Here is a 21,948-nt window from a genome sequence, read left to right on the forward strand (position 1 = left end):
TTCGATGCGTGCTGTCCTGCACGTGTCGCACGGGTGTGCTTTACTTCCAGTTCTTTAGAAATGACGGAGCGACAGATGGACATCGGTTTTATCGGTCTCGGCGAGATGGGCGCCGCGATGGTTGCCAATATTTTGAAAGCCGGGCATCAGGTGCGCGTGTGGAACCGCTCGCCGGAACGCGCGCAGCGGCTCGCCGAGGCGGGTGCGCGGATCGTCGCGACGCCGGCCGAAGCGTTTGCGGGCGACGCCGTGTTCTCGATGCTCGCCGACGATGCCGCGCTGCGCGAAGTCATCACCGCGTCGCTGCTGGAGCACGCCACGCGCGGCCTGATCCACGTGAACATGGCGACGATCTCGGTGGCGCTCGCCGAGGAACTGGCGACGGCGCACGCGTCGCGCGGCGTCAATTACGTCGCCGCGCCGGTACTGGGGCGGTCCGACGTCGCGGCGGCGGGCAAGCTGACGATCGTCGCCGGCGGCCCGGCCGAGGCGATCGACCGCCTTCAGCCGATTTTCGACGTCATCGGCCAGAAAACGTGGCGGATCGGTTCGCTGCCGCAGCAGGCGAACGTGATGAAGCTGGCGGCGAACTTCATGCTGGCCGCCGCCGTCGAGACGCTCGGCGAGGCGGCGACGCTGGTGACCGGGCACGGCGTTGCGATGCAGGATTTCCTCGACGTGATCACAAGCGGTCTTTTCCCAGGCCCGGTATATCAGGGCTACGGCAAGTTGATCGCGGAGCAGCGCTACGAGCCGGCGCTGTTCAAGGCGCGCCTTGGGCTGAAGGACGTGCGTCTTGCATTGGCCGCCGCCGACGCGGTGACGACGCCGCTGCCGATTGCGAGCGTCGTGCGCGACAGCCTGCTGGAAGCGGTGGCTCACGGGGACGGCGAGAAAGACTTCGCGGTGCTGGGCGAGGTGGCGGCGCGGCGGGCAGGGCGCTGAATCTCCGCGCGTGGGCGGTGTCGCGCGAAGGCGAGTCCGCAAGGCGTGGCGATTTCTGTATTCCGGCGCTGAGCCGCCGCGGGCTGCCGTTGTAAGTCAAGTAGCACTGCTGCGCCGCGGATCCGCGTGAGCGGGCATAATAGCCGCCCGATCTTTTTTTCGCGTCGATTCTCATGAGTCTGCATACCTGGTGGCTGTTCGCCGCCACCGTCTTCGTCGTTTCCGCGATTCCTGGCCCGAACATGCTGCTGGTCATGACTCACGGCGCCCGGCACGGCCTGCGCCGCTCCAGCGCGACCATGGCCGGGTGTCTGTCGGCGCTGGTTCTGATGCTGGCGGTGTCGGCGGCAGGCCTTGGCGTGTTTCTCGAAGCATGGCCGGCGATGTTCAACGCGTTGCGCATGATCGGCGCCGCGTACCTCGTCTATCTGGGCATCAAGGCATGGCGTGCGCCGGCCGACGAAGCCGCCGCCGGCGAAGCAGACGAACTGGCCGCAAAACCCGCGCGTTCGCGCGCCGCGCTGTTTCGCAATGGCTTCCTCGTGGCCGGCAGCAACCCGAAGGCGATTCTGTTCGCCGCCGCGCTGCTGCCGCAATTCATCGACGCCGCGCAGCCGAAGCTGGCGCAGTTCGGCGTCCTCGTCGCCACGTTCGCGGTCATCGAGGTGAGCTGGTATCTCGTGTACGCCGGATTCGGCACGCGGATCGGCGCCAAATTGAAGAGCCGCAGCGTCGCGAAGATGTTCAATCGTCTGACGGGCGGGGTGTTTGTTGGCTTCGGCGCGATGATGGCGCTAGTGCGCCACTAGGCGGGCGCTTGGCGCCGTCATCAATCCGACCAGTAAAGTGTTGCGTGTAAGCAACGATGAGGGTCAACCCTAATTTGAATGTTGCGCCGCACCAAACCGCTTGCTATAGTTCGTCTTGTCTCCTCCATGTCTCCTCTGATATGGATTCAGCCCGCCAACTTAGGCGGGCTTTTTTTTACCCTGAATTTCGCGTTTCGCCCGGAATCCCGAACGACAAAGCCGGCTGGCCCCCTGGAAGGGCCGCCGGCTTTGTCACGTCTGCGTCGAACCTAGAACTTATACGAGACGGCCAGGAACGAAATGATCGGATCCGCTTTCAGCTCCGCCTTGGAGACACCCAGTTCCGTGCCGTCCGCCGCCTTGACGATGACCGACGAGGTCGTCTTCAGCGGGATGTACGTGACCGACGCCACCATGCCCCAGTGATCGGTGATGTTGTACGACAGACCCGCATTGAACACCGGCTGCCATGACGACGAAGCCTTCGCCGATACCTGCGTCTGCCCGGGCTTGCCCGCGCCGGCGGCTAGCACCGCGCCGAGGTTGTTCTGCGTCGACTGCACGAAGTTCGGGCTCAGCTGGACATCGGAGAACCAGTTGTACGACACGCCGATGCCGACGAACGGCCTGAACTTCGCGGTCGGCGCATTGAAGTAGTACTGGAACAGCAGCGCCGGGCTCCATTGACGCACGCTCTTCACGATCGGATTGGTCTGCGGATCGCCGAGATTCTGCTGGCCGAGCGCGCCCGCCGGTCCCGGCGGCTTGATGGTGCCGTGTCCATAGATCTTAAAGACCGGCGGTACGCCCGCCACCGTCGTCACCGCGATGTGGTCGGTGAGGTAATGACTGAACACGAGGCCGGCGGTGTCGGCTTTGGTAGTCGACAAGCCTGTGCCGGCCGACGTGAACGAGCTCGGCAGACGCAACGGCGTATTGATCGGCGTCGGCGCGACGTTGGTGGTCAGCGGCGTGCTCGAATCCTGCGGCATGACGTGAAACCAGCCGAGTACGGCGACGTTGTCGCCCGCATGCTGGGCGTGAGCACTGGCGGACAGGCAAGCGGCCAGTACCGCGAGATAGATTTTTTTCATGTTGTTCCCCCTCCTGATGCGCGCGCGCCTGGAAAGGCGCGTGGCGGCTACCCGGCTGCCCGGCCGTTGCGCTGAATACTCTGTGGGCGCTGGCTGCCGCGTCGTTGCCGGACGCAGCAGCCGGGACGCAAACGCCCTCGTTGCGTGCAGGCGGCGCGTGCTTCGCCCGTTACTGGACGAAGGCGCCGATCGTGAAGTACGGCGAGGCCGCGTTGGTCAGGTCGAGGTAGCCGAACACGCCGCCCGTGAAGATCATCTTTCCGGTCGGCGTGGTGCCCGTCGAGGCGCCCACATGGGTCGTCGTCACCACGCCCGGCACGGTTTGCGTGAAGCTCAGATCCAGCGCCGTCGCAAGCGAAGCCTGCGACGGATTGAACGGATCGAGCAGCGTGGCCTGCGTGCCTTCGAATGCGGTGGTGCGGTAGTCGAACTGGCTATCCACGCCGATGTACTCGCCGTTCTGCGAGTTCAGCGCGATCGCGTTTTGCGGCGCCAGGATCGAGATGCCCGATTCGTCGTCCGCGTACGGTCCCAGCTCGCCGTTCTGCGGCACGGTGACCGACGAGTTCGCTGCGCCGGCGCGAACCAGGATCGGCACCAGCTGGTTGCGCAGCTTGCCGACGATCATGTAGCCCCTGGCTTTCGGCGTAGTGGCGAGCGTCGGTTTGGCCTGGCCCTGGAAGTTGTTGGTCTGGAACGCGCCGCTGCCGTCGGACGCCTGCACGAGGTTCGTGCCCGGCTGCTGACACTTGCCCGCGTTGACCCCGGAGTTGTCGCACTCGCTCCACGTGCCGTCCGCGTTGATCGTGATCTTCGAATCGACCGCGACCGGCGCGAAGTTTTGCGACGGAACCTGGTGATAGCCGAGCTGGTTGTAGGTGCCCGCCACATTCGCGATGTTTGTTTCAATCGACGAGAAGCCGATGAACGGGTAGTACGGGAACTTGGTATCGGGTACCGCGCCCACGCCGAGAATCCCGCCGAACGAGATTTCCGCGCCCGGAATCGTGCCGCCCGCGACGCCTTCGCCAACGAAAATCCGTGCCGGACGGTTCGGATCGAGACTCGCGCCGTTCAGCCGGAAAGCGCACTGATTGAGCTTGTTCGTCGGCAGCAAGGTTTCCTGCGTCAGCGTGCCGCTTGCAGTCTGACCGGCGCGCGTTGGCACGACGGTGCCGGGGGTCGCCGGAATCGGCGATTCGATGTAGCTGACTTGCCAGGTCATCCTGGTCGTATCGAGTTGCAGCTTGACCAGTTCGCCGTCGCCGCCGCCGCCCGTGAACACCGTGCCGTAGTCGAGCGAAGCAGGACACAGGCGAACTTCAGTCACCGGTCCGTCACCGCCGCCACCACCACCGCCGCACGCCCCCAGCAACGGTGCCGCAAGAGCGAGCACCGAAAGGAATCTCCAATTCATACCGCCTCCAGAATTTTCTCGTTGTGTGTGGCTGGCTCCCAGTCCAGCCACCTCTCTTGCTCTAGTTATTTCTCGTACTGCCAACTGCTGTCTGGCCGTCCCTTATTTGCTGATCTGCGCTCCGACGCCGAAGTACGGTGCGCCGGCAGCGGAGCCATTGAGTTGCGAGGTCGGCGCCACGCCGCCATTCATCGTGTCCTGAATGGCGATCGCGTACAGGCCGCCGGAGGCAATCGCCAAACCGGTCTTGCCGTTCTTGTCCTGCACGCCGACCAGCCCCGGGCTCGGCAGGCCGTAGCCCAAACCGAAACCGTCTTCCGTCGTGGAGGTCGTCGGGTTGATGAAGGTGCCCACGCCGCCCTGGATCAACGTCGCGGTGTACTTGAAGTTCGAGTCCGCGCCGACATAGCCGCCGTCGAAACCGCCGGATGCGAGCGGAGTGGCGGTGGCGAGCATGGCGATGCCGGATTCGTCGTCGACCTTGGCGTCGAGATGCGACGGCGCCGTGCCAAGATTCACTGAGCCCGTGCGGATGACGAGCGGCACCGTCGCACCGTTGATCTGACCGAGAATCATGTGTGCCTGAGCCGACTTGCCGCTCGGCTGATTGAACGGCGGCAGCTTCAGTTGCGCACCGATCTGCGGCGCCTGCTGGCTGTCGAAGTAGCCGCTGCTGTTGACGGTCCACGCCGTACCGGTCGTCAGGCATCCGCTCGTACTCGGGTTGAACGCGGCGTTGGCCTGATTGGAGCCGGTGCAGTTGCCGCTTGCATCGAAGGTTTCAACCGTGTTGGTGGCCGTTGCCGCGTAAGAGCCCGAGGGCACGATGTGGTAGAGCAGGCCGTTGTAGGTGCCAGCCAGCTTGGTGAGGTCCGTCGTCGTGCTGGCAAAGCCGAGGAACGGATAGAAGTCGAAATGACGCTTGGGCACGGCGCCGATGTTCTGCAGGCCCGGCAACGGAGCAATGGTCAGCCCGGCGTACTCGACCGTCGCGCCAGGAATGCCGCCGCCCGCTACGCCCAGGCCGACCAGGATCATCGGCGGGTTCGGGTTGTTGACGAAGTCGGGCGTCGTGTAAGTCGTGCCGTCGGCAGCCGCGGTGCCGGTGCCTTTGCCGAGGATGAACGCGCAACGTGTCTGCTCCGCGGTCGGCAGCGTGCCGGTCGGCGGGTGAATCACCGCGCCGGTGATCTGCGTGCCTTCACGCGTCACCGTGACGTCGGCGCTGGTCAACGGGATCGGCGACTTGAGCCACTTCAGCGTGTAGGTCATCGCGGTGGCGTCGATATTCAGTTGCACCACTTCGCCGCTGCCTGCGCCGCCGAGGAACGTGGTCTTGACGATGTCCGCATTGGCCGGACACAGCGCGGCTGCGCCCGCGCCTTGAGCCGGCGGACCCTGGACGCCGCAGCTCGAACCCGAGCACTGCGGCGCACTGATCGCGCTGGGATTGTCGGCTTTGCCGCCGCCGCAAGCGATGAGAAATGGGACCGTGGCAATGGCCGTTGTCAAGCCTCGAATAATGGCAAGCGACATCCTGCTGTCTCCCTTCATGTAATTGTGCGAAGTAATTTCGCTGCGCAGTTAATGCCTGTCAATTGAAAGAACCGTCTAAAAAGACTGATTCAAACAGCGCTTTTTTTGCGGGATGCATGCTGGATGGATGCTGGCGGGCCTTTTAAACAAAAAGGAATTTTTGCTGGGACAGCGGTACCGTTGCTTCGCCGCACAGGCTTACCAGGCAAGCGAAACAGCAAAAAGGCTCTATCATCTTCGAACGATCGTTCGCGAAAAAATCAGGAGTTTCCCCAGGCGGAAAACTATGCTGTGTGAGTCGATCTCGGGAACGATTTACCGACTCGATGATGAATAGTCCGATTTTTGTTTTAAAAGAAATACGGGCTGCTACCGATTAACTGAGAAAGAAGGATTTGATGTGCGGGTTTTAAAACAGAAAAGCCGGTCTGCAAAGACCGGCTTTTCTCTGGATTAACGGCCAATGCCGTCTCGATCGCGGACGTATTAGCGTTTCAATCCGCTTTCTTCGGCGGCGCCGATCGCGAGGTTCATGCACTGGATCGCCGCGCCCGATGCGCCTTTGCCCAGGTTATCCAGACGCGCGACAGTCACGAAGCGCTCCTCGTTGCCGAACACGAACAGGTCGACACGATTGGTGTCGTTGTTCGCCTGCACGTCGAAGAAGCCGCCGTCGAGGTTTGCGTCTGCATCGAACGAGGCGACGTTCACGAACGCCTCGCCCGCGTAGTATTCGGCGAACAGCGCCTGCACGTCTTGCGGCGCCGTCTTCTTGGCCAACTGGTTCGGCGAGAAGAAGGTGGTGACCGCCAGACCCTTGTAGAAGTCGCCGATGATCGGCGTGAACACCGGTGCCGACTTCAGGCCCGTATGTGCCGCCATTTCCGGCAGATGCTTGTGCGTGAGGCCGAGCGCGTACGGACGCGGGCTCTTGAGCCTGGCGTTGCCGCCGGCTTCGTAGTCGGCAATCATCTTCTTGCCGCCGCCGCTGTAGCCGGTGATCGAGTACGCATGCGCGGCGAAGTCCGGCGCCACGACGCCTGCGTCGACGAGCGGACGCATCGCCAGCACGAAGGCCGACGCGTGACAGCCCGGCACGGCGATGCGTTTCGCGGTGCGCAGACGCTCGCGCTGCGAGCGCGCCAGTTCAGGCAGACCGTAAGCCCAGTCGGCGGCAGTGCGGAAGGCCGTGCTGGCGTCGATCAGCACGGTACGATCGTTGTCCACCAGCGAGGCCGATTCGCGCGAGGCGACATCCGGTAGGCACAGGAACGTGACGTCCGATGCGTTGATGAGACGATGGCGCTCGTCGAGGTCTTTGCGCTTCGCTTCTTCGATACGCAGAATCTCCACGTCGGCGCGTTGCGACAGGTATTCGAAAATCTTCAGGCCGGTCGTGCCTTCCTGTCCGTCGACAAAAACTTTCGTGCTCATCTCGATCTCACTGGCTGCTTGGCTGGAAACGGGGCGCGACACCGCGCCGGAACGCTATTTTAAGACGTGATGGCGGTGGTCGTACTGATCGGGGCGCAAAAGGGGTGAAAAATGGGGTGAAAAAACGACGATGTGCGCCAAAAATGATATCGGCGCGACCGGTTATGCGGCAGATGCAAGCCGATACAGGCGGGTTCGGAGCAGATTGACGAGCGGCCGAGTGCGGTTGCACCGCGCGCCTGTCGATGCGCGCGCCGAACATCCGTGCCGTTTCCAGATCGCCCGCGGCCGGCGCTATCGCCCGTAATTGACCACCATCCGCGCACTGCCGAGCGTCGCGGTGCTGATCTCGTGATCGAACATCAGCGCCGGGCGGCCCTGCCCGAGCCGCAGGTCGGCGGTGCTCAGCGCATAAACGGTGATCACATAGCGATGTGGTTTACCGGGTGGCGGGCAGGGGCCGCCGTAGCCGTCGACGTCGAAATCGTTGCGCGCTTCGACCGCACCGAGTTTCTTGAGGTAGCCCGACGAGCTGGCGTTCTCCGGCAAGCGGTCGACGGTGGCCGGAATGCCAGCGACCGCCCAATGCCACCAGCCGCGGCCGGGCGCATCCGGGTCGAACAGGGTGACCGCGAAGCTGCGCGCGCCGGCCGGCGCGTCGTGCCAGGTCAGTTGCGGCGAGCGGTTGCCGCCTTTGCAGTCGTCCTGATTGAAGACTTGCGCGGCATCCACCGTCCCGCCTGCATGGAAGCTGGCGCTGGTGAGCGCGAATGTGCCTTCGGCGAGCGCGTGAGGGCCCTGCGCCGCCAGTAGCGCAAGACTCAGCATTGCGCAGGTGAAGGACGGCAGGCGGCGGTAGGTTGAGGCAAGCGAAACAACCAGGCAACGCGAGCGCATGTGCCGGTTCTCCTGTCAGGGCGCGAGGCGGTTGTCCTCGCGATGATTATTGTCCCTATTTTGTGCCCCAAGATCGAATCAAGTCTAACATTAGCTTGATTGGCCATTCGTCAGCCCAGTTGGCGGGCTTGGTTGGGGGCGAAATCGGCTATAGTCGGAGGAATATTCTGCGTGGGCAAAAGACTGCGCACTCGAATAGTTTGAGTACACAGAATAGAAAGGGATGGCAGAAGTTTTGGAGAGCGGTTTATCAGTCGAGGGAAGGGCAATGCAAGATCCAGTCAGGGTCGTGGTGGCCGACGACCATCCGGTGATTCTGTTCGGCGCCGAACAGGCTTTGCTCAAGTTTCCAGGCCTTCAGGTGGTCGCGCGAGCGCGCCAGTCAACCGAGTTAATGAAGGTGCTGCGGACGGTTGCGTGCGATGTACTCGTTACGGATCTGGCGATGCCAGGCGGCCAATACGGCGACGGTTTGCCGTTGATCGGCTATTTGCGCCGCAATTTTCCCGGCCTTCCCATCGTCGTGCTGACGATGCTGGAAAACGCCGCGTTGCTCAAGCGGCTGAGCGAACTCGGCGTCACCTCGGTCGTCAACAAATCGGACGATCTGAGCCATATCGGCCTCGCGGTGCAGCACGTCAGCCGCAACCTCGAATACATGAGCCCGTCGGTCAAGGCGTCGCTCGATACGCTGCGCATGAATGCCGGCGGCAAGAGCGACGACGCGATGCTGTCGAGGCGTGAACTCGAGGTCGTGCGCCTGTTCGTGTCCGGCATGATGATCAAGGAAATCTCGGAACAGCTCAATCGCAGCATCAAGACGATCAGCACGCAGAAGAACACCGCGATGCGCAAGCTCGGCATCGACCGCGATTCGGAGTTGTTCCAGTACGCGCAGAGCAACGGCTTGCTGAATCTGTCGTCGCATTCGGCGGGCGATACCGGCGCCGCGTCTTAGCCGCGATGCGCTAGTTCGCCCGCCCGGGCGAACTCAATGAAAAAGGCCGCCTGTCGACAAGACAGGCGGCCTTTCTTGTTTCAGCCGCCTCGAGCGGCGACGCTGCGCCTACTGCGGCGTCGAGGTTGCGCCGCCGTGCGCTGCCGACCATTCGGCCGGTGCGTGGAGGAATTTCTCCACTTCGTCGAGCGTCTTGGTGTCGAAGTAGCCCGCTTGCTTGGCGACGCGCAACACGTCCCACCACGTGGCAAGCGCGTGCAGATCGACGTCGATGTCTTTCAGCACCGACACGCTTTCCTTGAAGATGTTGTAGTGGAACAGCACGAAGCAGTGGTTCACCGTGGCGCCGGCCGTGCGCAGCGCGTTGATGAAGTTGATCTTGCTGCGGCTGTCGGTGGTCAGGTCTTCGACCAGCAGCACGCGTTGGCCTTCGGTCAGCAGACCTTCGATCTGCGCGTTGCGGCCGAAACCCTTCGGCTTCTTGCGCACGTATTGCATCGGCACCATCAGGCGGTCGGACAGCCATGCCGCGAACGGAATGCCGGCGGTTTCGCCACCGGCGACCGCGTCGATCTGCTCATAGCCGACGTCGCGCAGGAGGGTGGTTTCGGCCATTTCCATCAGGCCGCGACGTACGCGCGGATACGAGATCAGCTTGCGGCAGTCGATATAAACCGGGCTCGCCCAGCCGGACGTGAAAATGTACGGTTTCTCCGCGTTGAAGTGCACTGCTTGCACTTCCAGCAGCATCCTGGCGGTGGTGTCGGAGATCGTCTGGCGATCGAAGCCTGTCATGGGCGGATCCTTGGGTGTGAGCGGGGGAAGGCGGGCGCGCGGCCCGGTGGCGCAGCAAGCGGGGTATGCCGCGCCGTTGTGAGCGAAATGCCGGGCGGAATACGCAGCCGGTCAGTGGAGTGCAGGCCGGTGTTTGCTGCGCGCGTAGCCCGACATTTTACCCGAATTGGGCTCTTCCGAGGAAGCCGTAGTGCTTACCGGCGGCGAACGGCGGCCATGACGGTTCCGCCGGGAGGGTCTTTCGGGCTTCGTTTGGACCCGCTTTTTGGCTTGCTTGTGAGCGGCTTGGGCGGCCTTTACACTCACGCGAATTTCCCGGGCGTTCGCGCATCTTTGGCGCCCCTCGACCTACGGATCGCTTTCAATGACCCCCGCTTCCTCTGCTGCCGACACCCTTGCACCCGCTAAACCCGGCTATGCCGGCCGGGCACTAATCGCCTCGGTGCTCGGCTACGCGATGGACGGCTTCGACCTGCTGATCCTCGGTTTCATGCTGCCGGTGATTGCCGCCGATCTGCATCTGTCGTCTGCGCAGGCCGGTTCGCTTGTCACGTGGACGCTGATCGGCGCGGTGGCCGGCGGGTTGATCTTCGGCGTGCTGAGCGACTATTTCGGCCGCGTGCGCATGCTCACATGGACCATCCTGATCTTTGCCGTGTTCACCGGCTTGTGCGCGGTGGCGCAAGGCTATGCCGACCTGCTGACCTATCGGACCATTGCCGGCATTGGTCTGGGCGGCGAGTTCGGTATCGGTATGACGCTGGTGGCCGAAGCGTGGCCGGCTTCGCAGCGGGCGCGCGTGTCGTCGTATGTCGGGCTTGGCTGGCAACTCGGCGTGCTGGCGGCTGCGCTGCTCACCCCGCTGCTGTTGCCGATGATCGGCTGGCGCGGCATGTTCGCGCTCGGGTTGTTGCCCGCAGTGGTGTCGTTTTTCGTGCGACGGCGTGTTGAGGAGCCGGCGCTGTTCGCCGAACGCGTGGCGCGCGGCATGCGCAAGCTGCCGCTGAAGTTGCTGGTGGCCGACGCGCGCACTGCACGCACGAGCATCGGCGTGGCGATTCTCTGTTCGGTGCAGAACTTCGGCTATTACGGTCTGATGATCTGGCTGCCGAGCTATTTGTCGAAGACCTTCGGCTATTCGCTGACCAAATCCGGGCTGTGGACCGCCGCGACGGTTCTCGGCATGGCGTGCGGCATCTGGCTGTTCGGCATCGCCGCCGACCGCTTCGGCCGCAAGCCGGCGTTCCTGGTCTACCAGGCGGGCGCCGTCGTGATGGTGTTCGTCTACGCCCATCTGACGATGCCGATGGCGCTGCTGATCGGCGGCGCAGCAATGGGCGTGTTCGTCAACGGGATGATCGGCGGCTATGGCGCGCTGATCTCCGAGCTTTATCCGACCGATGCGCGCGCCACCGCGCAGAACGTGCTGTTCAACGTCGGACGGGCGGTCGGCGGCTTCGGGCCGGTCGCGGTGGGCGCGTTGGCCGCACGCTATTCGTTCGGCGCGGCGCTCGGGTTGCTCGCGTCGATCTATCTGCTCGACATCTTCGCCACGCTGTTTCTGATCCCCGAACGACGCGGCGCCGCGCTCGAATGACGCATCCGCGGCAGCGTGCAAAACGCGCCCCGGATGCGGCGCTGCAGCATGGCAGCGCCCTGTTTCGCCGATGGTGAGCCGCGTTAACCAGTCAGTGCATCGACGCATTCGGGGTGTACACTAACCGACCCGCGTAGCACTCCGCACCGTCTTGTCCTCCGCCGAGGTTCGACGCCGCGCCCAACCGGCGCATGCGAAAACCGCCGCCGTCGATTATCCATTCGATAGAGGCAAGCGACGCCTACGGTGCAGTGTGCCGGGCCCAATTTCTTACGTCTCGCAGGCCAAAAAATGGACGAACAACTTAAGCAAAGCGCTCTCGCATACCACCAGAATCCGAAACCCGGCAAGATTTCGGTCACGCCCACCAAGCCGCTGTCGAACCAGCTCGACTTGTCGCTGGCTTACTCGCCGGGCGTCGCCGCGGCCTGTATGGCGATCTACGACGAACCGCTCGACGCGCAGAAGTACACCTCGCGCGGCAACCTCGTCGGCGTGATCACGAACGGCACGGCCGTGCTGGGTCTTGGCAACATCGGCCCGCTCGCCGCGAAGCCGGTGATGGAAGGCAAGGGCTGCCTCTTCAAGAAGTTCGCGGGCATCGACGTGTTCGACATCGAACTCTCCGAGTCCGATCCGGACAAGCTGGTCGAAGCGATCGCGATGCTCGAACCCACGCTGGGCGGCATCAACCTCGAAGACATCAAAGCGCCGGAATGCTTCTACATCGAGAAGAAGCTGCGCGAGCGCATGAAGATTCCGGTCTTCCACGACGATCAGCACGGCACCGCGATCATCGCGTCGGCGGCGATTCTGAACGGCCTGAAAGTGGTCGGCAAGAAGCTCGACGAAGTGAAGCTGGTGTGTTCGGGCGCGGGCGCCGCGGCGATCGCGTGTCTGGATCTGCTGGTGAACCTGGGTCTGTCGAAGAAGAACATTCTCGTCGCCGATTCGAAGGGCGTGATCTACGAAGGCCGCGGCAATCTGGATCCGTCGAAGGAACGTTATGCGGCGAACACCGAAGCGCGCACGCTGGCTGACGCGATTCGCGGCGCCGACGTGTTCCTCGGCTGCTCGAGCGCCGGCGTGCTGAAGCCGGAAATGGTCGCCGAAATGGGCACGCGGCCGCTGATTCTCGCGCTGGCCAATCCGGAGCCGGAAATCCGCCCGGAAGAAGCGAAGAAGGTGCGCCCGGACTGCATCATCGCGACTGGCCGTTCGGACTACCCGAACCAGGTCAACAACGTGCTGTGCTTCCCGTTCATCTTCCGCGGTGCGCTGGATGTCGGCGCGACCACGATCACGGAAGAAATGAAGCTCGCGTGCGTGCGCGCGATCGCCGAGCTGGCCGAAGAAACCGATCAGGGCGATGAAGTCGCCAAGGCCTACGAAGGCCACTCGCTCGAATTCGGTCCTGAGTACCTGATTCCGAAGCCGTTCGATCCGCGTCTGATCATCAAGATCGCGCCGGCTGTCGCGCAAGCCGCGATGGACTCGGGCGTCGCGACCCGTCCGATCAAGGACATGGGCGCGTACCGCGAAGAGCTCGGCACGACCGTGTACCGCACCGGCATGGTGATGCGTCCGGTGTTCGCCGCGGCGAAGTCGGAGCCGGCGCGAATCGTGTTCGCCGAAGGCGAAGACGAGCGCGTGCTGCGCGCCGCGCAATTCGTGCTGCTGGAAAAGATCGCCAGGCCGATTCTGGTCGGCCGCCCGTCGGTGATCGAGATGCGTCTGAAGAAGATGGGCTCGAAGCTCAAGTGCGGCGAAGACTTCGAAATCGTCGATCCGGAAGACGATCCGCGCTATCAGCAATGCTGGCAGGCGTACCACGAACTCGGCGCGCGTGAAGGTGTGACGCCGGACGTCGCGAAGGCCGCGATGCGCAAGTTCAACACGCTGATCGGCGCGATCCTCGTGCGCCTCGGCGAAGCGGACGGCATGATCTGCGGGATGATCGGCCAGTACCACACGCATCTGAAGTTCATCGAGCAGGTGCTCGGCAAGGCGGACAACGTGGAGAACTTCGCCGCGATGAATCTGCTGATGCTGCCGGGCCGGAACCTGTTCATCTGCGATACGTACGTGAATGAGACGCCGACTGCCGAACAGCTCGCCGACATGACGATGCTGGCTTCGCGCGAGATCGAGAAGTTCGGCATTACGCCGAAGGTCGCGTTGCTGTCGAATTCGAACTTCGGCAGTGCGCCGTCTTCGTCGTCGCAACGCATGACGGCGGCGCGCAAGCTGATCGTCGAACGTGCGCCTTCGCTCGAAATCGACGGTGAAATGCACGGCGATGCGGCGTTGTCGGAAGTGGTCCGCAAGGCGGCGTTCCCGGGCACCACGTTGACCGGCGAAGCGAACCTGCTGATCATGCCGAACGTCGAAGCGGCGAATATCGCTTACAACCTGCTGAAGATGGTCGGCGGCGAAGGCGTGACGGTCGGTCCGTTCCTGCTGGGCGCGGAAAAGCCGGTGCATGTCCTGACGCCGGCAGCGACCGTGCGCCGGATCATCAACATGACGGCAGTGGCCTCGGCCAACGCACGCAAGCGGGTGAACGCGCAGTAATGCGGATGGGTTGAAGGTTGAAGCGGCGCCGCATTGCGGCACCTGCTGCCAGCCAATGAAAACGCCACGGAAGTGATTCCGTGGCGTTTTTTATTGGCGAATTCTTGTCGAAACAGGCGAAAAAGGCGGCTGTCCGCGAGGACAGCCGCCTTTTTCCGTTTCAGGCCGATGCAACCGATCAAGCCGGTCCGATCCGGCGGACCCGATCAAGCCGCGTGCTGAGCCTTTCCTGCCTCCGGCGAGCGCCAGCGCGTCAGCAACTCGTTCCACTTGACCCGCACACCCTTCAGGTTGTTTTCCTTCACGTGACCGTAGCCGCGGATACCGTCCGGCAGATTCGCCAGTTCGATCGCCAGTTCACGTTTTTGCGCCGTCAGACCGCCGATCAGTTCGCGCACCAGTGCCTCGTATTCGACGATCAACGCACGCTCGGTGCGACGTTCTTCCGTCTTGCCGAACACATCGAATGCGGTGCCGCGCAGGAACTTCAGCCTGGCCAGCACGTGCATGGCGCTGAACATCCACGGTCCGTACTTCTTCTTGATCAGGTGACCCTGAGCGTCCTTCTTTGAGAACGTCGGCGGCGCGAGGTGGAGGTGCAGCTTCCAGTCGCCTTCGAAAGTGGTCTTCAGCTTTTCGATGAACGCCGGGTCGCTATACAGGCGTGCGACTTCATACTCGTCCTTGTACGCCATCAGCTTGTGCAGGTTCTTCGCGACGGCTTCAGTCAACGGCAACTGGCCGTCGATCGGATCGAGCGCCGATTCCGCCGCACGCATTTGCGACACCAACGCGCGATACCGGTCAGCGTACGCCGCGTTTTGCCATGCGGCGAGGTAGTCGGCGCGCTTGTCGATCAGCGTGTCGAGCGCCTTCGGCGTATGCAGCGAGATGATCTTGCTGCTCGCCGTTTCCTCGGCGCCACCGCGTCCTTGCGACTGCGCGAGCTTGCGCACGGCGGCCAGATCGTGCGCGGCGCGACGGCCCCATTCGAATGCCGCGCGATTCTTCTCGACCTGCACATTGTTCAGTTCGATCGCCCGCATCAGCGATTGATACGTCAGCGGTACCCAGCCACGCTGCCATGCATAGCCGAGCACGAACGGGTTCGTATAGATCGCGTCGCCGAGCAGCGCGACGGCGAAGTGATTCGCGTCGACCGTATCGACAGCATCGTCGCCGGCGCCGGCGCGCACATCCGCTTCCGTGCTGCTGCCCGGGAAGCGCCAGTTCGGGTTCTTGATGAGCTCGGCCGTCGGCGTGTGTGCGCTATTCAGCACGACGCGCGTGCGGCCCACTTGCATCCGCGAGACGCATTCGTCGCTGGCGGTGACGATTGCGTCGCAGCCGATCACGAGGCTCGCTTCGCCCATCGCGATGCGCGTCGCGTGGATATCCGCCGGCTGGTTAGCGATCTGCACGTGGCTCATCACGGCGCCGCCTTTTTGCGCGAGGCCGGTAACGTCGAGTACCGTGACGCCCTTGTTCTCCAGATGCGCGGCCATGCCCAGCAGCGCACCGATCGTCACGACGCCCGTGCCGCCGACACCCGTCACCAGCACCCCGTAAGGGCGTTCGATCGACGGCAGCTCGGGTTCCGGCACCGGCGGCATCGCGTCGCCAACAATGCCGGACGCCGCCTTCGGCTTGCGCAGTTGGCCGCCTTCCACCGACACGAAGCTCGGGCAAAACCCGTTGACGCACGAGAAGTCTTTGTTGCAGGTCGATTGATTGATCTGGCGCTTGGTGCCGTACTCGGTATCTAAAGGCTCGACCGACAGACAATTCGACTTGACCGAGCAATCGCCGCAGCCTTCGCACACGGCCTCGTTGATCACCACGCGGCGCGCCGGATCCGGATACGTGCCGCGTTTCCTGCGGCGGCGCTTTTCAGTCGCGCAGGTCTGGTCGTAAATCAGGATCGTGGTGCCGGAAATCTCGCGAAGCTGGCGCTGTACCTCATCGAGCTTGTCGCGATGATGAATATCGATGCCGGGCGCGAGGCCGACGTTCGCCGAGTACTTCCCCGGTTCATCGGTGACGATCACAATCTTCGTCGCGCCTTCGGCGGCAAGTTGATGCGTGATTTGCGGCACGGTCAGCACGCCGTCGACCGGCTGGCCGCCGGTCATGGCGACCGCGTCGTTATAGAGAATCTTGTAGGTGATGTTCGCCTTCGACGCGATCGCCGCGCGAATCGCGAGCAGGCCCGAGTGGAAATAGGTGCCGTCGCCGAGGTTGGCGAACACATGCTTGTCGTTGGTGAACGGCGCCTGCCCGATCCACGCGACGCCTTCGCCGCCCATCTGGCTGAAGGTGCTGGTGCTGCGGTCCATCCACACGGTCATGTAGTGACAGCCGATGCCGGCCATCGCGCGCGAGCCTGCCGGCACATTGGTCGACGTGTTGTGCGGGCAGCCCGAGCAGAACCACGGTTTGCGCTCGGCTTCGACGCGCGGGCGCGCCAGCGCTTTTTCCTTCGCTTCGATCACGGCGATGCGCATGGCGATGCGAGCGCGCACGTCTGACGGCAGATCGAACTTGTCGAGCCGCGTGGCGATTGCCTTGGCGATGATCGCCGGCGACAGCTCGTAATGCGCCGGCAGCAGCCAGTTGCCCATCGGCACGGACCATTCGCCGCCTGCGCCGTCTTTCTCGTCGAACTTGCCGAACACCCGCGGACGCTGCGTGTCCGGCCAGTTGTACAGTTCTTCCTTGATCGCGTACTCGAGAATCTGGCGCTTCTCTTCGACCACCAGAATTTCGTCGAGACCGCGCGCGAAGGTGTGCGCGCCTTGCGCTTCGAGCGGCCATACGCAGCCGACCTTGTACAGACGGATGCCGATACGCGCACAGGTTTCGTCGTCGAGACCGAGATCGGTCAGCGCCTGGCGGACGTCGAGATAGGCTTTGCCGCCCGTCATGATGCCGAAACGCGCATGCGGCGAATCGATTTCGATGCGGTCAAGCTTGTTCGCGCGCACGTAAGCGAGCGCCGCGTACCACTTGTAGTCCAGCAGACGCGCTTCCTGGACCAGCGGCGGATCCGGCCAGCGGATATTCAGGCCGCCTTCGGGCATCGCGAAGTCGTCCGGCAAAATGATTTTGGTGCGTTGCGGATCGATATCGACCGAGGCTGACGACTCGACCACGTCGGTCACGCACTTCATCGCGACCCACAGGCCGGAATAGCGGCTCATTGCCCAGCCGTGCAGGCCGAAGTCGAGGTATTCCTGCACGTTCGACGGGAACAGCACCGGCAAACCGCACGCCTTGAAGATGTGTTCGGACTGGTGCGCGAGTGTCGAGGATTTGGCCGCGTGGTCGTCGCCCGCCAGGACGAGAACACCGCCATGCTGCGATGAGCCGGCCGAGTTGCCGTGCTTGAAAACGTCGCCGCTGCGGTCGACGCCCGGACCTTTGCCGTACCACATCGAGAACACGCCGTCGTACTTGGCGCTCGGGTACAGGTTGACCTGCTGCGACCCCCACACGGCGGTTGCCGCGAGGTCTTCATTGACGCCGGGCTGGAACACGACCTGGTGTGCGGCGAGGTGCTGCTTCGCTTTCCACAACGACTGGTCGAGTCCGCCGAGCGGCGATCCGCGATAGCCGGAGATGAAGCCGGCGGTATTGAGTCCGGCGGCCCGGTCGCGTTCCTGCTGCAACATCGGCAGGCGCACTAGCGCCTGGATGCCGCTCATGTAGGCGCGGCCGCGTTCGAGGGTGTATTTGTCGTCGAGCGTGACGGAAGACAACGCGGCTTCGAGCGAGGCTCGCTGACCTGCGTCTAGCGGGGCATTCATTATGTTTACTCCTCCACCCAGTTTGGGATCGCCAAAACTTTCTTGGGCCGCGGCATCTTGTGAATGCGTCGGGCCAGGGTCGCCATATTGACGTGTTTTAAGTGATGGTAGCACTGGTGAAAACCCGCCACTTCGCGCCAAAAATGCGGCGGCGCGGCGTGATTTGCGAGGAATCGCGCCGGGTTGCAGCCAACGGCCGGCGGCGTGCGTCATGCCGCTGTAACAAGCTGTAAAACCTTCAAAACTGCGGAACCGAGGTGGAAATGTCTGTCTAACCCCGCACCTGTGAGCAATGTCCGCGCAACGCTCCACATTCGGTGAAGCTTCGCGACAGCAGGGCAGTCAGAAAAGGAGTACGCATGAACACCAGACATATCCAGACGTTCCTGATGGTCTCAGCCGCATTCTTCGCAATGAGCGCACCGGCGCGCTCGGGCAGCGCAGGGACGCTGTCGTCGAACGCAGTCACCCGCACGGCTCAAGTCGCGCCGGCGCGCATTGCGGTGGAGCGGCTCACGCGATCCAGGCTGGCCGACGAGGAAGAGCAGAATTCGTGATGCGTCGCTGATGCGGCGTATCGGTTGAAAACCCGGCCGTTGTCTGGCTGAGGACAACGGCTTAAACGACAAAGGGCGAAGATCTTGCGATCTTCGCCCTTTTTATTTCAGACCCACCTTGCCGCAGAGACGTTGTTAAACCTTGTCCTGCACCACGCCGCGGCGGATCTGATCCAGTTCGATCGATTCGAACAACGCCTTGAAGTTGCCCTCGCCGAAGCCCTGGTTGCCCTTGCGCTGGATGATCTCGAAGAAGATCGGGCCAATCTGGTTTTCGGTGAAGATCTGCAGCAGCAGATCGTCCGGCGCGCCGTCGATCAGAATCTTGCGCTTGCGCAGTTCGTCGAGCGGCTCGCCGTGGTTCGGCACGCGGCGGTCCACCAGCTCATAGTACGTGTCGATCGTATCGAGCAGCGCGATATTCGCCGCGCGCAAACCGTCCACCGTACGATAGATGTCGTTGCTGCCGAGCGCGATGTGCTGGATGCCTTCGCCGTGATAGGCGTCGAGGTATTCCTGGATCTGACCGGCCGTGTCCGACCCTTCTTCGTTGATCGGAATGCGGATCTTGCCGCACGGCGAGGTCATCGCCTTTGACTTCACGCCCGTCACCTTGCCTTCGATGTCGAAGTAACGCACTTCGCGGAAGTTGAACAGGCGCTCATAGAACTCCGCCCATTCCTGCATGCGTCCGCGGTGAACGTTGTGCGTCAGGTGATCGATGTAGGTGAGACCGTGACCAACCGGGTTCGGGTTCGCCCCCGGAATCGGCTCGAAGTCGACGTCGTAAATATCGATGTTGCCGATGCTGTTCGGCTCGGCGCCGTTCTTGCCGCGCCAGCGGTCGACGAAATAGATCAGCGAGTCGCCGATACCCTTGATCGCCGGGATGTTCAGTTCCATCGGACCGGTTTTGTTGTCGAAGCCCCAGGCGCCTTGTTCGAGCGCCTGCTTGTAGGCCTTCGCAGCATCCTGCACGCGGAACGCAATCGCGCAGATCGACGGGCCGTGCAGGCGCGCGAAACGTTGCGCGAACGAATCCTGTTCCCCGTTGACGATGAAGTTGATTTCGCCCTGGCGATACAGCGTCACGTCTTTATGACGATGCCGTGCGACGGCAGTGAAGCCCATCTGTTCGAACAGCTTGCCGAGCGCCTTCGGATCGGGCGCGGTGTATTCGATGAATTCGAAGCCGTCGGTGCCGACCGGGTTGTCCCAAGTTGAAACCTTCATTGTCTGTCTCCTGTGTCGACCAGAGTAAGCGCTTTAGCGCTTACTCTGGTCCCATGCAAAGCTAAGGGGCGGGGCGCATATGGCGCGACTGAATGACGCAAGTGTAAAGGCCGAGCCTCGGCGAAAACTTGCGAACTTAATCGCACACCGATACGCTTGCGCTATTTTCTAGCGCAATCTTTCGCATGGGCGGCAGAAAATGGCCAATATAGAGATAGACGCTATCGACCGGCGTATTCTGGCGATCCTTCAGGAGAATGGCCGGTTGTCGAATCAGGAGATCGCCGAGCGCGTCAACCTGTCGCCCAGCCCATGTTTGCGGCGTATTCGCCGGCTGGAGGAGAGCGGGGTGATTCGCGGCTACGTCGCGCTGCTCGACGCGCAAAAGCTCGGGCTCGATCTGCTCGCCTACGTCAACGTGCGGCTGGAAAAGCGCGGCGGTCCGGCGTTCAGTCCGCGTGGCGACGCCACGCATGCCGATCTGTTTCGCGCAGCGGTGCAAACGTGGCCGGAAGTGGTGGCGTGTCACGCGATGACTGGCGACATGGATTACCTGCTGCGTGTGCAGGTCGAGGATATGGCGCACTTTTCGCGTTTCGTGCAGGACCAGTTGCTGCACCATCCGTCGGTGATCGACGTGAAGACAAGTTTTTCGCTCGAGAAGATCAAGGAGACGACGGCGCTGCCGATTTTGTAAGGGCCGGGCGGCGCGGGCGGCAGGAAAACAAAAAGGGCGGCCTTGGCCGCCCTTGTCATTTCCGCCCTAAGTGGGCCGCTTACGCTGCGGCTGCCGTCGGCAAAATCGATTCGAAAAGCTTCGATGTCTGGCGTGCCTGACGCTTGAGCGCGTAGTCGAACACCGCGGCTTGCTCCTGCAGCATCTCGGCGATGATGCTCGATTGGTCTGCCGGCGGCAGTGTCAGATAGGCATCGGCTTCACCGTACGCGTATTCGATCTTCATGCCGGCCTTCTTCGCGATGTGCATCATGGTCGAATTGCGCGACAGGCAGTGCATATAGAGCGTGGTGACATGCGTATTCCGGCTGCGAATGGCGGCGCGTTCGAAGAGCTTGGAGCCGATACCTTGGCCGCGCACACTTTCCAGCACCGAGACGCCGAACTCGGCGGTGCGCTTGTCGCCTTCGCTCGGCAGATACGCCAGATGGCCGACGCCGGTGAGCTGCAAATGGCTATTGAATACGCCGAAGACGGTGTCGCGCGTGAAATCGATCGCGCGGACGTAGTTTTCAATGACGTGGTCCGGCACGATCTGACCGAAACGCAGCAAGCGATCGTCTTCGTCGAGTGCGAGGAAGTGGGTGAGCAGCCGTTCGCGATCGACGGCGGTGAGTTCCCGGACCAGAGCAGGCGCGCGACCGCCTGGCTGCAACGGGCGATCATGTGCAACGATCGGCTCAGCGGCACGGGGTGTAAGCATGTTCATGGGCAGGTTCTCCTTTTGATCGAGCGGATTGGTGCACCGCAAAAACGATTTTAGCGGAAACGCATACTTATCACTAGGGAAAACCCGTATCAAAATGTGAGGGGATCGCCTAAAAACTTTGCTCCCTATTTTTATATGTATGATTTTTAATGGAAAAATAAATTGAACGAGCGTTCGGGGCAAAGTGTCGCGCGTGAGCCACTATTTCGTCAGAACAATGCTGCCATGCGCCATCACGTCTGTGCCGCGCTCAATCCATGATCAACCATGCTGACCACCTGCTCGGCAAATTCCCGATAGCCCATCCGCCCGTCTGGCTTGAGCCAGGTGAACGTCCAGTTGATCATGCCGAACACCATCATCGTGAGGGCGGTCTGGTTTTCGCGCGTTGCGCGCTCGGGATAGGCGCGCGCCAGCTGCCGCGCGAACGCCGCCACCACGTCGCGCTGGCGGTTCAGGATGACCTCGCGCTGGCTGTCGACCAGATACTTCACGTCGTTCAGGAGCGCGACGTGCCGGCTATGCGACGTTTCGTATTCCGACAGGAACGCGCGGATCAATTCGGCGAACGTCTCCCGTTCCGTCAATCCGCGGCGTTGGCTCGCACCCTCGACCTCGGCGATGATCAGCATCAGCCGCTTCGTGTAACGGTCCAGCAGATCGAACAGGATCGCTTCCTTGCTTGCGTAGTAGTGGTACAGGCGCGCTTTCGAGGTGCCGCTCGCGGCGGCGAGATCGGCCATCGAGGTGCTCGGATAGCTGGTCTGGGCGAATTTCGCTGCGGCTAATTCGAGAATCTGGTCGCGCTGGGTTTCGTGGTCGGGGGCTCGGGTGCGGGCCATGGTCGTTGG

17 protein-coding genes are annotated in these 21,948 nt (G+C 62.6%); 7 read left to right on the forward strand and 10 right to left on the reverse strand.

All coding sequences use genetic code 11. From position 1 onward, the window contains the following. Window positions 1–75: 75 nt before the first annotated feature. Window positions 76–945, forward strand: coding sequence for an NAD(P)-dependent oxidoreductase (locus tag AC3WLT_RS16160; protein ID WP_492592713.1), 870 nt, complete (start codon window positions 76–78; stop codon window positions 943–945). A gap of 173 nt (window positions 946–1,118) precedes the next feature. After that, the gene (locus tag AC3WLT_RS16165) at window positions 1,119–1,754 is read left to right on the forward strand and encodes a LysE family translocator (RefSeq protein ID WP_492592714.1); all 636 of its coding nucleotides are present in this window, start codon (window positions 1,119–1,121) and stop codon (window positions 1,752–1,754) included. A 269-nt stretch (window positions 1,755–2,023) separates the two neighbouring features. On the opposite strand, the gene AC3WLT_RS16170 is transcribed toward AC3WLT_RS16165, so the two are convergent. The 5 genes from AC3WLT_RS16170 to AC3WLT_RS16190 form a co-directional block, all read right to left on the reverse strand. Further along, window positions 2,024–2,848, reverse strand: coding sequence for an OmpW/AlkL family protein (locus AC3WLT_RS16170; RefSeq protein ID WP_492592715.1), 825 nt, complete (start codon window positions 2,846–2,848; stop codon window positions 2,024–2,026). A gap of 169 nt (window positions 2,849–3,017) precedes the next feature. Further along, window positions 3,018–4,265: a DUF2957 domain-containing protein gene (locus tag AC3WLT_RS16175; protein ID WP_492592716.1), complete on the reverse strand. Its 1,248-nt coding sequence runs from the start codon at window positions 4,263–4,265 to the stop codon at window positions 3,018–3,020. A 102-nt stretch (window positions 4,266–4,367) separates the two neighbouring features. After that, window positions 4,368–5,801 (reverse strand): DUF2957 domain-containing protein, encoded by a 1,434-nt coding sequence (locus AC3WLT_RS16180; protein WP_492592717.1) that lies wholly within the window; start codon window positions 5,799–5,801, stop codon window positions 4,368–4,370. 486 nt (window positions 5,802–6,287) lie between these two features. After that, window positions 6,288–7,235, reverse strand: a complete 948-nt coding sequence (gene argC, locus AC3WLT_RS16185) for an N-acetyl-gamma-glutamyl-phosphate reductase (protein WP_492592718.1) — start codon at window positions 7,233–7,235, stop codon at window positions 6,288–6,290. Window positions 7,236–7,529: 294 nt separating this feature from the next. Further along, the gene (locus AC3WLT_RS16190; RefSeq protein ID WP_492592719.1) at window positions 7,530–8,132 is read right to left on the reverse strand and encodes a YbhB/YbcL family Raf kinase inhibitor-like protein; all 603 of its coding nucleotides are present in this window, start codon (window positions 8,130–8,132) and stop codon (window positions 7,530–7,532) included. Window positions 8,133–8,400: 268 nt separating this feature from the next. On the opposite strand from AC3WLT_RS16190, the gene AC3WLT_RS16195 reads away from it, so the two are divergent. Next, window positions 8,401–9,090, forward strand: coding sequence for a response regulator (locus AC3WLT_RS16195; protein WP_492592720.1), 690 nt, complete (start codon window positions 8,401–8,403; stop codon window positions 9,088–9,090). 108 nt (window positions 9,091–9,198) lie between these two features. Here the strand turns inward: AC3WLT_RS16195 and AC3WLT_RS16200 are convergent, their stop codons facing one another. Continuing rightward, the gene (locus AC3WLT_RS16200) at window positions 9,199–9,885 is read right to left on the reverse strand and encodes an orotate phosphoribosyltransferase (RefSeq protein WP_492592721.1); all 687 of its coding nucleotides are present in this window, start codon (window positions 9,883–9,885) and stop codon (window positions 9,199–9,201) included. Between the two features lie 364 nt (window positions 9,886–10,249). Between AC3WLT_RS16200 and AC3WLT_RS16205 the strand changes: the two genes are divergently transcribed. Both AC3WLT_RS16205 and AC3WLT_RS16210 read left to right on the forward strand, forming a co-directional pair. Next, on the forward strand, window positions 10,250–11,482 hold the full coding sequence (locus AC3WLT_RS16205; RefSeq protein WP_492592722.1) for an MFS transporter: 1,233 nt from the start codon (window positions 10,250–10,252) through the stop codon (window positions 11,480–11,482). Between the two features lie 291 nt (window positions 11,483–11,773). Beyond that, the gene (locus AC3WLT_RS16210; protein WP_492592723.1) at window positions 11,774–14,056 is read left to right on the forward strand and encodes an NADP-dependent malic enzyme; all 2,283 of its coding nucleotides are present in this window, start codon (window positions 11,774–11,776) and stop codon (window positions 14,054–14,056) included. Window positions 14,057–14,262: 206 nt separating this feature from the next. Here AC3WLT_RS16210 and AC3WLT_RS16215 read toward each other — a convergent pair whose 3' ends face one another. Continuing rightward, window positions 14,263–17,862 (reverse strand): indolepyruvate ferredoxin oxidoreductase family protein, encoded by a 3,600-nt coding sequence (locus tag AC3WLT_RS16215; RefSeq protein WP_492592724.1) that lies wholly within the window; start codon window positions 17,860–17,862, stop codon window positions 14,263–14,265. Between the two features lie 359 nt (window positions 17,863–18,221). On the opposite strand from AC3WLT_RS16215, the gene AC3WLT_RS16220 reads away from it, so the two are divergent. After that, window positions 18,222–18,419, forward strand: a complete 198-nt coding sequence (locus AC3WLT_RS16220) for a hypothetical protein (RefSeq protein WP_492592725.1) — start codon at window positions 18,222–18,224, stop codon at window positions 18,417–18,419. Window positions 18,420–18,554: 135 nt separating this feature from the next. On the opposite strand, the gene hppD is transcribed toward AC3WLT_RS16220, so the two are convergent. Further along, window positions 18,555–19,652 carry a 4-hydroxyphenylpyruvate dioxygenase gene (gene hppD, locus AC3WLT_RS16225; RefSeq protein ID WP_492592726.1) on the reverse strand — a complete coding sequence of 366 codons (1,098 nt, stop codon included), beginning with the start codon at window positions 19,650–19,652 and terminating at the stop codon, window positions 18,555–18,557. 199 nt (window positions 19,653–19,851) lie between these two features. On the opposite strand from hppD, the gene AC3WLT_RS16230 reads away from it, so the two are divergent. Further along, window positions 19,852–20,349 carry an Lrp/AsnC family transcriptional regulator gene (locus tag AC3WLT_RS16230; protein ID WP_492592727.1) on the forward strand — a complete coding sequence of 166 codons (498 nt, stop codon included), beginning with the start codon at window positions 19,852–19,854 and terminating at the stop codon, window positions 20,347–20,349. A 79-nt stretch (window positions 20,350–20,428) separates the two neighbouring features. On the opposite strand, the gene AC3WLT_RS16235 is transcribed toward AC3WLT_RS16230, so the two are convergent. Together AC3WLT_RS16235 and AC3WLT_RS16240 are read right to left on the reverse strand one after the other, a co-directional pair. Further along, window positions 20,429–21,097, reverse strand: a complete 669-nt coding sequence (locus tag AC3WLT_RS16235) for a GNAT family N-acetyltransferase (RefSeq protein WP_492592741.1) — start codon at window positions 21,095–21,097, stop codon at window positions 20,429–20,431. 233 nt (window positions 21,098–21,330) lie between these two features. Continuing rightward, the gene (locus tag AC3WLT_RS16240; protein WP_492592728.1) at window positions 21,331–21,939 is read right to left on the reverse strand and encodes a TetR/AcrR family transcriptional regulator; all 609 of its coding nucleotides are present in this window, start codon (window positions 21,937–21,939) and stop codon (window positions 21,331–21,333) included. Window positions 21,940–21,948: the final 9 nt, after the last annotated feature.

It is taken from the genome of Paraburkholderia sp. FW306-2-2C-D06C, from assembly GCF_058781505.1.

Bases quoted from the DNA above. Each gene is read 5' to 3' on its own strand.
- AC3WLT_RS16160 (WP_492592713.1), top strand. From the start codon at position 76: ATGGACATCGGTTTTATCGGTCTCGGCGAGATGGGCGCCGCGATGGTT.
- AC3WLT_RS16165 (WP_492592714.1), top strand. From the start codon at position 1,119: ATGAGTCTGCATACCTGGTGGCTGTTCGCCGCCACCGTCTTCGTCGTT.
- AC3WLT_RS16170 (WP_492592715.1), bottom strand. From the start codon at position 2,848: ATGAAAAAAATCTATCTCGCGGTACTGGCCGCTTGCCTGTCCGCCAGT.
- AC3WLT_RS16175 (WP_492592716.1), bottom strand. From the start codon at position 4,265: ATGAATTGGAGATTCCTTTCGGTGCTCGCTCTTGCGGCACCGTTGCTG.
- AC3WLT_RS16180 (WP_492592717.1), bottom strand. From the start codon at position 5,801: ATGTCGCTTGCCATTATTCGAGGCTTGACAACGGCCATTGCCACGGTC.
- argC (WP_492592718.1), bottom strand. From the start codon at position 7,235: ATGAGCACGAAAGTTTTTGTCGACGGACAGGAAGGCACGACCGGCCTG.
- AC3WLT_RS16190 (WP_492592719.1), bottom strand. From the start codon at position 8,132: ATGCGCTCGCGTTGCCTGGTTGTTTCGCTTGCCTCAACCTACCGCCGC.
- AC3WLT_RS16195 (WP_492592720.1), top strand. From the start codon at position 8,401: ATGCAAGATCCAGTCAGGGTCGTGGTGGCCGACGACCATCCGGTGATT.
- AC3WLT_RS16200 (WP_492592721.1), bottom strand. From the start codon at position 9,885: ATGACAGGCTTCGATCGCCAGACGATCTCCGACACCACCGCCAGGATG.
- AC3WLT_RS16205 (WP_492592722.1), top strand. From the start codon at position 10,250: ATGACCCCCGCTTCCTCTGCTGCCGACACCCTTGCACCCGCTAAACCC.
- AC3WLT_RS16210 (WP_492592723.1), top strand. From the start codon at position 11,774: ATGGACGAACAACTTAAGCAAAGCGCTCTCGCATACCACCAGAATCCG.
- AC3WLT_RS16215 (WP_492592724.1), bottom strand. From the start codon at position 17,862: ATGAATGCCCCGCTAGACGCAGGTCAGCGAGCCTCGCTCGAAGCCGCG.
- AC3WLT_RS16220 (WP_492592725.1), top strand. From the start codon at position 18,222: ATGAACACCAGACATATCCAGACGTTCCTGATGGTCTCAGCCGCATTC.
- hppD (WP_492592726.1), bottom strand. From the start codon at position 19,652: ATGAAGGTTTCAACTTGGGACAACCCGGTCGGCACCGACGGCTTCGAA.
- AC3WLT_RS16230 (WP_492592727.1), top strand. From the start codon at position 19,852: ATGGCCAATATAGAGATAGACGCTATCGACCGGCGTATTCTGGCGATC.
- AC3WLT_RS16235 (WP_492592741.1), bottom strand. From the start codon at position 21,097: ATGAACATGCTTACACCCCGTGCCGCTGAGCCGATCGTTGCACATGAT.
- AC3WLT_RS16240 (WP_492592728.1), bottom strand. From the start codon at position 21,939: ATGGCCCGCACCCGAGCCCCCGACCACGAAACCCAGCGCGACCAGATT.